At 70.1% G+C, this 7,907-nt stretch carries 4 protein-coding genes and 2 pseudogenes; 4 read left to right on the forward strand and 2 right to left on the reverse strand.

Translation table 11 applies throughout. The features are described 5' to 3' along the window. Positions 1-5 precede the first annotated feature (5 nt). Positions 6-205, reverse strand: a pseudogene (locus ACIA8N_RS14985) (rhamnulokinase); the annotation flags it as partial. A 306-nt stretch (positions 206-511) separates the two neighbouring features. Here ACIA8N_RS14985 and ACIA8N_RS14990 point away from each other — a divergent pair. From ACIA8N_RS14990 to ACIA8N_RS15005, 4 genes and pseudogenes are all read left to right on the forward strand, one after another. After that, positions 512-790, forward strand: a complete 279-nt coding sequence (locus tag ACIA8N_RS14990) for a hypothetical protein (protein ID WP_365782852.1) — start codon at positions 512-514, stop codon at positions 788-790. A 213-nt stretch (positions 791-1,003) separates the two neighbouring features. Beyond that, positions 1,004-2,835 (forward strand): annotated as a pseudogene (locus tag ACIA8N_RS14995) (S8 family peptidase). A 711-nt stretch (positions 2,836-3,546) separates the two neighbouring features. Beyond that, positions 3,547-4,062, forward strand: coding sequence for an ATP-binding protein (locus ACIA8N_RS15000; RefSeq protein WP_365782854.1), 516 nt, complete (start codon positions 3,547-3,549; stop codon positions 4,060-4,062). A 53-nt stretch (positions 4,063-4,115) separates the two neighbouring features. Then, on the forward strand, positions 4,116-4,709 hold the full coding sequence (locus tag ACIA8N_RS15005; RefSeq protein WP_399416406.1) for an ABC transporter permease: 594 nt from the start codon (positions 4,116-4,118) through the stop codon (positions 4,707-4,709). Here the strand turns inward: ACIA8N_RS15005 and ACIA8N_RS15010 are convergent. Next, positions 4,693-7,056, reverse strand: coding sequence for a M4 family metallopeptidase (locus ACIA8N_RS15010; protein WP_399416428.1), 2,364 nt, complete (start codon positions 7,054-7,056; stop codon positions 4,693-4,695). The two genes, ACIA8N_RS15005 and ACIA8N_RS15010, sit on opposite strands and share 17 nt — an antisense overlap. Positions 7,057-7,907 lie beyond the last annotated feature (851 nt).

The following is a 7,907-nucleotide window of genomic DNA, read 5'->3' on the forward strand; positions in this document are numbered from 1 at the left end:
ACACACCCGTCCGGCAGGCGCACGGGTGTGTCGGGGAAGCGGTGTACCTCGGTGAGGTCGAGGTCGTCCGGGCCTGCCCGGGACGATCACCCGTCCGCTGGTGGCGCCGAGATCGACTGCCGCGAACGTGGACGCGAGGGCGGACGACGGTGGAGCGGTTGCCATGGGTATACCTCTGCGGTGCCGACGGCTCATCGAGGAACAGAGAGGGAAGAGTGGGAGGACCGGAGGGTACGGTGCCAGGGCCGGTTCCGGGGTCCCGCCCTGTAATGCTCCAGGATTGAACGCCAAGGAATGACTCGTTCTCCCGCCGGTGGTGGAGGGTTGTCGGCTTCGGCGGATGCGCGTCCGGCGGGCCGTCATGGACCGGGGCAGCCACCCGGGACCCGCACGGCGTTTCATAGGTGCTCGCTGAAGAACTGAAGGCCAGCGACGTCGGCCTGGAGCTCCTCACCGGGGAGCTGAGGGCTCACACGACCCCTCCCGGATCGTGTTCACTGTGCTCGCCGCTATGTCCGGCATGGAGCGCGAGTACATCCGCGAACGCACCCTCGAAGGCCACGAGTCCGCCCGCAAGCGCGGCAAGACCATCGGCGGCGCGGGCGTAACCGACGACTTCTTGCTGTCCATGGCCCTGCATCTGCGAGACCAGGAGATGAGCCTCCGCGACGTCGCCAAACGGCTCGTCATCACCACCGGCGCGAAGAAGGGCCGGCACCCGTCACCCGCCACCGTCATGCGGATGCTCCGCGAACACGACGAGCAGGCCGCCACGCCGGTGAGCACGTGATCGATCGGCTACTTTGCGGCTGGTGTCTGAGCTAGGACACCGGAGCCGATTTGTACGCCTTCCCAGCGCTGACAGGTCAACAATTGGTTACGTTAACAGGCGTCTCGGGCAGCGAGCTTCCCTCCGCCGGGCGAGTCTGAGACCTTGCGTCCACCCCATACATCACAGGGCCCGGCGGGCGCCACCCGCGCCACCGGGTCATCGGAGGACGCATTGTTTCCCCACATATCCAGCCGGTTGAGAAGCTCGGTCATCGCCGTCGCGGCCCTCGTTACGACCGTGGCGCTCGCCGCTCCCGCCGGATTCGCCCAGGCAGCACCGTCGGACACCGCGCCCGTCGCGGCCAGTTCGGCGGTGGCGAGGCAGGCCACCCCAGCGCGGGCCACAACCGCGAAGGTCGCCGCACCGGCGGCCTGGGCCGCGGGCACCCCTACCTGGTGATCACGGCGCCCGGCGGCACCTCGGCCGTGAGCGGTGCCGTGGCGAGCAAGGGCGGTTCGGTCTTCGCCAGTTACGACGCGATCGGCGTGATCGTGGCGCACTCGGCGTCCGCGTCGTTCGCCTCGTCGATGCGTACGGTCGGCGGTGTCCAGCAGGTCGGGGCGACCCGTACCTCCGACGTCCCCGCCGATGCCTACAACCCGGCGCTCCCGGCGAACCCGGCGCAGTCGACGACGACGCTGACGGAGTACAACCGCTGGGACATGACGCAGATCAAGGCGGACCAGGCCTGGACCGTCAGCACCGGCTCGGCGACGGTGAAGGTCGGCGTCCTCGACACCGGCGTCGACGACCAGCACCAGGACATCGCGCCCAACTTCAACGCCGCCGACTCGGCCTCCTGCGCCTACGGCAAGGCGGACACCCGCTCCGGCGCGTGGCGTGACGTCGACTATCACGGCACGCACGTCGCGGGCACGATCGCGGCCGCCAAGAACGGCAAGGGCGTCATCGGCGTCGCGCCGAGCGTGAAGATCTCCTCCGTCCGCATCGCGGAGCCGAAGAGCAAGCTGTTCTTCCCGGAGAACACGATCTGCGGTTTCGTGTGGGCCGGTGACCACGGCTTCAAGGTCACCAACAACAGCTACTACACGGACCCGTGGTACTTCAACTGCCCGGACAACGTGGACCAGGCCGCCATCATCGAGGGTGTCCGCAGGGCGCAGGCGTACGCCGAGGGCAAGGGTTCGCTCCAGGTGGCCGCCGCCGGCAACTCCAACTACGACCTGGCGAACAAGACGACCGACTCCGAGTCCCCCAACGACTCGACGCCGGTCACCCGGACGATCACCAACGCCTGCATCGACATCCCGACGGAGCTTCCGGGCGTCGTGACGGTCGCCGCGCAGGGCAACGGCGGCGTCAAGGCCTCGTACTCGAACTTCGGCAATGGCGTCATCGACATCGCGGCCCCCGGCGGCGACGGCGGCTACGGTGTCTACTCGACGGTCCCGGGCGGCAAGTACGCCAGTATGGACGGCACGTCGATGGCGTCCCCGCACGTGGCCGGCGTCGCGGCGCTGATCGCGAGCACCAACCCGACGTTCACCCCGGCGCAGATCCGCGACCAGCTCGGCGTCCAGGCCACCGACAGGGCCTGCCCCTCGGACACCCGCTGCACGGGCACCACGACCAAGAACGGCTTCTTCGGTGAGGGCGCGGTCGACGCCCTGAAGGCCGTCGGGGGCACCACCCCGCCGCCCGGCGCGTACTTCGAGAACCTCGCGGACGTCGCGATCACCGACCACGCGACGGTCGAGAGCCCGATCACGGTCAGCGGGGTGACGGGCAACGCCCCGGCGACCCTCCGGGTGGGCGTGGACATCAAGCACACGTACGTCGGTGACCTGACGGTCAATCTGGTGGCCCCGGACGGCAGCGTCTACACGGTCCACGACCGGTACGGCGGCAGCACCGACGACATCGCCCAGACGTTCACGGCCAACGCCTCGGCGGAGGTCGCGAACGGCGTCTGGAAGCTTCGCGTGATCGACAACGCGGGCCCGGACACGGGCAAGATCGACGCCTGGAACCTGACCTTCTAGGACCGCGTGACCTCGGGGCGGGCCGGAGCCGACTCGGCTCCGGCCCCGTTCGCGTGTCCCCGTTCTTCGAGGTCCCGGAGAAGGTCTCCAGGACGTCGCCACACTCTCCGCTCCCTACCTCGATCCCCGCACGGTCTCGCTTCCCGCCGTCAAGACCGCTGACCAGGCGTGCCCTACCGTCCAGCAGCCCAAGGTTCCATCGAAGACCGTGGAGCACGCCGAATTCGTCCGCGCCAGATCACGGCGGACGGAGTCGAGCGGCTGGTTCCGCAGTCCTCACGCACCGGACATGGCGGAGGTGCCGGAGGACTCTTCGGCAGTGGAACGGGCCATGGACCGAGTCGAGGAAGGATTCCGCGTCCTGCGCGGGAGCGAGCCGGAATTGGCCCCGCTGTTCGATCTCGTGGTCAACCAGGTATTCGTCATGACGCTCCCGCAGGAGCCGGGCAGCGGCTCCCCCCCCGGTCGGCGATCGCGCACGCCGGCCGTCCTGTGGGGGATCGCAGGCACTTCGGTCTGGTCGCCCCCGGGCGCAGCTGCTTGAGGTGACCCGCTCGACACTGTTGGGTCGGCGGGGATCAGGATAGTGTTTGCGCAAACACCCCAGGGTGGTCCACTTCCGAGGACCGCCCCATGCGGTCGTAGCTGCCGAGGAAACCGCTGGCACGCGCCGACCCTGACCCCAGCCCCTCTGCCACCTCAGAGGTAGCCATGTACCTGAACGCCAGTGCACCCCTCTCTTCCTCATCTGCTGTCCAGACGCGCGTGTTGCGGGCCGCTCTGCTGGCCGTGCCTGCTGAGGCGGCCAGGGTCTCCCAGACGCGTCATTTCACGACCGCAGTGCTGCGCACGTGGGGACTGGGCCAGGAGGTGCGCGAAGCCGCCGAACTCGTCGTGGCGGAACTCGCGGCGAACGCCGTCCAGTACGGAGGCGGAGAACTTACCCTTCGCCTGTCACTCGCGAAGGAAGGTGGTCACCTCTTCGTTGCCGTGCAGGACTCGGGCCGCCGTCCGCGCCGGAGACCCGCGCGCGACTGCGACCCGTGCGAACGCGGCCGCGGCACGGAGATCGTCGAGTACGTGACGGAATGGGTGCACATCGACCAGCACCCTGGCGGACGGCGCGTGGAAACCTGCATCCGAGTGTGGGAACCGAACGTATATGCCCGGCCCGACTCGGACGGCAGTGGCGGCAACCCTGAGCGGACCGTCGTGGCAGCCGCCTAGGAATTGTCCGACCGATCACGCTGCTCGTCAGGTCGGCTTGGGAGAGGGGGCTGATGAGTGCGGTGGTCACGCTCGCCGGCCTCGCCGCCTACAAGGGCCTCGCCCAGCTCCTGTCCGACGGCCGCTCCCAGGGCTACGTCCTCAACGACCCGATCTTCGTGTTCCTCGGGCGCGGCAAGATCGCCGGCCTGCCCGTGATGGTCTGGATCCTCATCGCCGTCGCGATCGCCGTGCACGTGATGCTCAGGTACACCGACATCGGTCGTAACCTCTACGCGATCGGCGACAACGACACCGCCGCACGACTGGCCGGCATCAACATCAACAAGTACCTCGTCGCGGTCTACGCCCTCATCGGCGTCGTCGCCGCCGTCGCCGGCATCCTGCTCACCGCCCGCACCGGCTCCGGCCAGCCCGTCTCCGGCAGCGAGGGCCTCGAACTCAAGGCCATCACCGCCGCCGCACTCGGCGGCTGCGCCCTCAAGGGCGGCAAGGGCGGCATCGGCGGCACCCTCCTCGCCGTCGCCCTCCTCGGCGCCCTGGAGAACGGTCTGACCGGACACACCGACGGGACGCACGGACGAGGCCCGCTCCCTTCGGAGAGCGGGCCTCGCGGCGTTCCGGCGGCCGTCAGGGATGGATGGTGAGCGCGGTGTCGTCCAGCAGGAAGTAGGTCGGGGCGGCGAGGTCCTCCGTGGACACGAACTTCAGGGTGACGTACTGCCCCGCCACCGCGCCGAGGTCGACCGTCCTCTGGACGTAGCCGGTGCCGGCGTTCAGGTTCGAGTACGTCGCCATGGCCGCGTCGTTGGCCTGCACGGTCAGCTTGTCGTACGCGACGGTCTTGGTCGACTCGTTGGTCACGACGCGCAGGTGGAAGGTGGCCGTCGCCTTGCAGCCGTAGGGGATGTAGACGGTCTGCGTGGCCGTGTCGGTGGCCGTGGTCCCGTGGCCGCCGAGGAGTGCCTTCCACGACCCGGTGCGCGCGGGCAGCCACGAGTTGTCGTCGCTGATCGTGTACTGGGCCCCGCTGGTCTTCCACACCGTCTTGCCCGACTCGAAGCCCGGGTTGCCGAGCAGCTGCGTCGTGGTGCAGTTGCCGGGGGTGTACACGAGCCAGGAGAACGAGACCACGTCGTGAGCGCCGGTGGAGTCCTTCACGGTGAGGGTCGCCGTGGAGTTGGCGTCCGTCGTGGGTGTGCCGGTGATCTTGCCGGTGGCGGTATTCAGCGTCAGCCCGGCGGGCAGACCGGTTGCGGTGTACGTCAGCGAGGCGCCGGCGTTGCTGGTGACCGCCTGGACCTGGAGGCTCACCGCCGCGGTGGTCGTGGAGACCTGGTCGCCGGGGCTGGTCAGGGTGACGCCGTTGGTCATGCGGGGACCGACGTTGACGGCGGCCCAGGCGTTGCCGACGTTGTTGTGCACGACGCCGTTCGCCCCGTACAGGTCGGCGGCGGCCCGGAGGGTGGCGGTGCGCGCGCCGTCGTACTTCGTGGTCGACGTCATGTACGTCGTCAGCGCCCGGTACCAGATCTTCGCCGCGGTCTCGCGGCCGATGGGGTTGACCGGCTTGCCGTCGTAGGTCGGCGAGTCGTAGTTCACGCCGTTGACGAGCTTGGCGCCGCTGCCTTCGGAGGCCAGGTAGAACCAGTGGTTGGCCGGACCCGAGGAGTAGTGCACGTCCACCAGGTCGAGGTTCGGGTACCAGTGGTCGGCGGATTCGCCGTCCCGTGAGGGCTTGTCCATGTAGCGCAGCGGCGTGCCATCGCCGTTGATGTCGATCTTCTCGCCCTCCAGGTAGTCACCCGGGTCGGAGGAGTTGTTCGCCCAGAACTCCACCACGGCGCCGAAGATGTCGGACGTGGCCTCGTTCAGACCGCCCGACTCCCCGCTGTAGCGCAGGCCGGCGGTGTGGGAGGTGAGGCCGTGCGACATCTCGTGCGCGGCCACGTCGATGGAGGTGAGCGGGTTGGCGTTGTACGCGCCGTCACCGTAGGTCATGCAGAAGCAGTAGTCCCACCAGTAGGCGTTGGAGTACGTGTTCCCGTAGTGGACCCGGCTGGCGGCGGCGACGCCATCGTTCCTGATGCCGTTGCGGCCGTGCACGTTCTTGAGGTAGTCCCAGGTCAGCTGGGCGCCGTAGTGGGCGTCCACCGCCGCGGACTGGTTGTGGGACGGGGTGCCGTCGCCCCAGACGTCGTCGGCGTCGGTGAACAGCGTGCCGGCAGCCTCGTCGTCGTCGGAGTGGCCGAGGTCGTAGGTCCGGTTGCCGCCGCGGGTGTCGTCCTTCAGGAGGTGGCTCCCCGCGGAGCCCGAGGTGCCGAGGGTGACCTGGCCGCTGTGTTGGCCGTGGCCGGCGCCGTTCTTGACGGCCTGGTACTCGAAGAGCCCGGTGCCGGTCTCCGCGTTGGTGATGACGTGCAGCTCCGACGGAGTGCCGTCCTTCTGGACGCCGCCGACGACGGTTTCCCAGGCAAGTGCGGGGCGGCCGGACGCAGCCCAGACCACCTTGCGTGCGGAGTCCGCCTCCGGGCTCCTGATGCCGTCCGCCTCTGCTCCGGCGACGGCCCGGGACCTTGCCGTGTCCGCCGTGACGCGGGCCGTGGTGGAGGGGACGGAGACGGTGGCGCGGGCCGCCTTGTCGACGCCCTTGACGGCGCCGCCGGGGGCCGTGTGGACCACCAGGTCGCCGCCGAGGACGGGCAGCCCGGCGAAGGTGCGGTCGTAGCGGGTGTGCAGCGTGCCGTCGGCGTCCTTCAGGACGGACGTGGGCACGAGTGCCTCCCGCTTGCCCAGGCCGAGCTCCTCGGCCGTCGCCTCTCGGCCTGCCCGCGCCTCGGAGAGGAGGGCGGCGTGCGCGCCGGGGCTCAGCTCGACGGGGGAGGCGCCCGCGCGGGGCTTGGGGATCGCGGTCGAGGCCGTGGCGGCCGTCGTTGTGGGGGGTGCCGTGGGGGTCGCGACGGCGCCGGTGGCGGGGAGACCGACGGCGAGCATCGCGGCGCCCGTCGTCAGGGCGCCGGCGGCTATCGCCTTGCGGAGGGAGGGTCTCAACGGGACTCCAGATGCGGGGGCAGGCGTGGGGACGCCGGCCGGAGCGGCCCGGCCGGACCGGAACGGTCCGGCCGGGGCGGAGCTGGCCGTGCTGACGTGGGGGTGCCAACTCGTGCTTGGAGCAAGGCGGTTGAGAACAATTGACCTCGCCCCAGGTGTGAAGAGTCTGGCATGTTTGCGTGAACATGCCAGATGTTGCCGAAGGGTTGACCGAAAAGGAGCACGGCGAAAGGGGCGGGACCGCCCTCGGCGGCGGCCCTGGCCGGTGGGTCGCATGGACGTTCACCAGGAGGGGCAGCCTTGCTCTCGGCCCCGCCGGTGCGGAACGCGGCAGGAGGAGGCGCACGCCGTCCCGTGGCCGAATGGTCACGCCACCGTTCCTGCGCGGCAAGGCGGCGGCCGCTTCAAGGAGGGCGGCGTTTGCGACGGCCGGAGCCGCCCAAAAGTGCCGGGGTCGCTCGGACGCCGGAGGGGCTGTTCCGCCAGACCGGCGGTTGCTGCCGTGGGGGGCGCGGAGGAACGACGAAGAACCCTCCCGGGAGCCGGGAGGGCGGAGGGGGAACGGGGGAGGCGGTTCGGGCACGATGCGAGGGGGCGCGGGGTGCGTCGGTACCCTGCCGCGTCCGTCGCTCTGTGGGGCCGGCACCGAGCCCGCCCACGGGGCGACGGGCCGGGCTCGGGCGCACGGGGGACACGCCCGAGCCCGGCCCGTCGCCGGGTGTTCCTATTCCTCGGTGGGGCCGAGGTCGGGCGTCTTGCGGAAGTCGACGGTACGGGCCCGGGGGCCGGCGTGG

The organism is Streptomyces sp. NPDC051822 (assembly GCF_044452745.1).
In the GTDB taxonomy this organism is placed as follows: domain Bacteria; phylum Actinomycetota; class Actinomycetes; order Streptomycetales; family Streptomycetaceae; genus Streptomyces.

What these genes read in the sequence shown, in the direction of transcription:
- ACIA8N_RS14990 (WP_365782852.1), top strand. Translation starts at nt 512, where the DNA reads ATGTCCGGCATGGAGCGCGAGTACATCCGCGAACGCACCCTCGAAGGC.
- ACIA8N_RS15000 (WP_365782854.1), top strand. Translation starts at nt 3,547, where the DNA reads ATGTACCTGAACGCCAGTGCACCCCTCTCTTCCTCATCTGCTGTCCAG.
- ACIA8N_RS15005 (WP_399416406.1), top strand. Translation starts at nt 4,116, where the DNA reads ATGAGTGCGGTGGTCACGCTCGCCGGCCTCGCCGCCTACAAGGGCCTC.
- ACIA8N_RS15010 (WP_399416428.1), bottom strand. Translation starts at nt 7,056, where the DNA reads ATGCTCGCCGTCGGTCTCCCCGCCACCGGCGCCGTCGCGACCCCCACG.